The sequence below is a fragment of the Bradyrhizobium sp. genome, assembly GCF_035701725.1.
Taxonomy (GTDB): Bacteria; Pseudomonadota; Alphaproteobacteria; order Rhizobiales; family Xanthobacteraceae; genus Bradyrhizobium.
This window is the reverse complement of record NZ_DASSRP010000167.1, coordinates 1-2,732: the sequence shown is the minus strand read 5'-3', so window position 1 is coordinate 2,732 and position 2,732 is coordinate 1. Positions and strand designations below refer to the sequence as shown.

The following is a 2,732-nucleotide window of genomic DNA, read 5'->3' as shown; positions in this document are numbered from 1 at the left end:
AATGCACCCGAATTCACGGTGACCGAACTGTCCTCCGCGCTGCGCCGAACGGTGGAGGATGCCTATGGGCATGTCCGGGTGCGCGGCGAAATCACCGGTTTCCGCGGCGCCCATGCCTCCGGCCACTGCTATTTCGCGCTCAAGGACGACGGCGCGAAAATCGAAGCGGTGATCTGGAAGGGCACGCATTACCGGATGCGCTTCAAGCCCCAGGAAGGTCTTGAGGTCATCGCCACCGGCCGGCTGACGACCTATCCCAGCTCGTCGAAATACCAGATCGTGATCGAGGCGCTCGAACCCGCCGGCATCGGCGCGCTGATGGCGCTGATGGAAGAACGCAAGAAGAAGCTGGCCGCCGAAGGCCTGTTCGATGAGGCGCGCAAGCAGTTGTTGCCCTGGCTGCCCGAGGTGATCGGCGTCGTCACTTCGCCGACCGGCGCCGTGATTCGCGACATCCTGCACCGGCTCGAAGACCGTTTTCCCCGTCGCGTGCTGGTGTGGCCGGTGCGCGTGCAGGGTGAGGGCTCGGCCGAACAGGTGGCAGCCGCCATTCGCGGATTCAACGCTCTGCCGGAGGGCGGCCGAATTCCGCGCCCCGATCTTCTGATCGTGGCACGCGGCGGCGGCTCGCTGGAAGACCTCTGGTCGTTCAACGAGGAGGTCGTGGTCCGCGCGGCGGCCGACAGCATGATCCCGCTGATTTCGGCGGTCGGCCACGAGACCGACGTCACCCTGATCGATTTTGCCGCCGACAAGCGCGCGCCGACCCCGACGGCCGCGGCGGAGATGGCGGTTCCGGTTCGCAGCGAACTGCTGCTCGAAGTGGCGTCGCTGACGCGGCGGTCGATGCTGTGCTGGCAGCGCGGCCAGGAAATGCGCCGCAACGAATGGCGCGCCGCGGCCCGCGCGCTGCCAAGCCTGGGCGAACTACTCGCCATCCCGCGGCAACGGCTGGATGGCGCGGCTTTCGCCCTGCCCCGGGCCTTGAGAGCCAACACGCACGCCCATTTCCGGCAGTTCGCAAGCGTCAGCGGACGGCTGACGATGCGGGTGCTGCGCGCGCAGCTTGCGCACGCTCGCCAGCGACTCGCAGCATCGGGCGAGCGGATCGCGATTTCCACCAAATCGCTGCTGCGAAACCGCAACGATCGTTTCACCTCGCTTGCGATCCGGCTGAGGACTTCGAAGCTTTCGAATGCGGACGCGCAGCGCCAGGCGATCGCGCGCGACCGCGAGCGCGTGGCAAGGCTGGCCGAGCGCGCCCGCCGCGCGCTCGCGACCTCGGCGCAGCGGCTATCGGCGCGGGTCGCCCATAGCGGGCAACTGCTGAATGCATTGTCCTATCGCGGCGTGCTGGCGCGCGGCTTTGCGCTGGTGCGCGACGAGGCCGGACATCCGCTGCATGCCGCTGCCGACGTGGGACCCGGCGCGCGCATGAGCGTTGAATTCGCGGACGGGCGGATCGGCGTGACCGCCGATACCAGCGAGGCCGCGGGCTCGTCCAAGCCTGCCCCGCGCGAAGCAAAACCCGCCGCGCCCAAGCGCGTGGCCAAACCGGTCGATCAGGGCAGCCTGTTCTAGATTCTCAAGTCAGCCGCTACTAGCGCGCCAGCCACTCTGCGACGCGCCTTTGCGAATCCGCACGCGCCTCGGCGTCAGTGCCGAGATGACCTTTTTCGGGATCGGCAGCGTCGGTATTCGGACCGATCGCATGAAGCGGTAAGTTGGGGCGGTCGAAATCGTGATAGGCGCTCGGATAGACCACGATCCGCGTCAGGGCGCTGCGGCCGTGGGCGCCCTCCACCATCTGCCGGCAAGCCGGCGGCGAACTCACGTCATCCTTGGCCCCGATCAGGACCAGCGTCGGCACCCGCGTGCTCCAGCCGAGACCTGACGACAGGCGGCAATCGGGATAAAAGGCGACAGCCGAACGAAAATCCGGTTCGGCATGACGCAGCAGCAGTTGCGGGCGAACCGCCCATAACAGCGCGCTCGCCCCATTGGCCCAGCCCATCAGGCTGATGCGGTCCCGCGCCACCCAGCCCTGCTGCATCAGCCATTGCCGGGCCGCCAGGATATCGCCCACGCGCTCGCGGCGGGCGGTGATCCGCCGCTCCTTGACGCGGCACTGCGGACCAAGCTCCCGCGAGCCATAGCTATCGGGAAAAAGAACCGCCTTGCCGTCTTTGAGCAATTCGTCGGCCCAGTCGCGATAACGGGATTGAACCGGCTCGGAACGGCCGCCCAGGCCGCCGCAGCCGTGCAACGCGATCACGACCGGAAACGGGCCGTTCCCCTCGGGCCTGAAAAGCTGAGCACGGAGCGTCGCAGTCCCCAACGGAATCTCGACGGCCTGTGGCGCCGGCGAGGCCGCCCATGCAGGTGACGTCATGGCCAGAACAGTGAGTGCGATGACAACAGTTGGAAAACGCATTGGCTTTGCCGGACCGCGATGGTTCCTGACTTTCGCTTCCCGTTTCAGCGGACGCCGCAAAAGGCTAACACGCGTTCAAAGGCCGATTCATCACAAATCGGTGGGTTTGACCGGCGGACATCAGACCCTATTTATGATACGTTTATGTTTCTAAATGTTCTATGTGATCCGATCCGGATGATCGGGGATTGATCGAGGTTCGACGGTGCTGAATAAGTTTGGCTCATCCGGCCATGGCGAGGCGCAGGTGCAATATCTCGACGGCGATTTCCGCGTGATCTCGCCGGGCACCTATGTT

The 2,732-nt window shown here is 65.8% G+C and carries 2 protein-coding genes and 1 pseudogene; 2 read left to right on the top strand and 1 reads right to left on the bottom strand.

Features of this window, described 5'->3' with window-relative positions:
* Nucleotides 1–1,581: exodeoxyribonuclease VII large subunit (xseA, locus tag VFL62_RS10080; protein ID WP_325172226.1), on the top strand; the 1,581-nt coding region annotated here is incomplete at its 5' end.
* 19 nt (nt 1,582–1,600) lie between these two features.
* Here xseA and VFL62_RS10075 read toward each other — a convergent pair.
* Nucleotides 1,601–2,434, bottom strand: coding sequence for a dienelactone hydrolase family protein (locus tag VFL62_RS10075; protein ID WP_414644671.1), 834 nt, complete (start codon nt 2,432–2,434; stop codon nt 1,601–1,603).
* Between the two features lie 205 nt (nt 2,435–2,639).
* On the opposite strand from VFL62_RS10075, the pseudogene VFL62_RS10070 reads away from it, so the two are divergent.
* Nucleotides 2,640–2,732 (top strand): annotated as a pseudogene (locus VFL62_RS10070) (DUF2093 domain-containing protein); the annotation flags it as partial.

What these genes read in the sequence shown, in the direction of transcription:
- VFL62_RS10075 (WP_414644671.1), bottom strand. Translation starts at nt 2,434, where the DNA reads ATGCGTTTTCCAACTGTTGTCATCGCACTCACTGTTCTGGCCATGACG.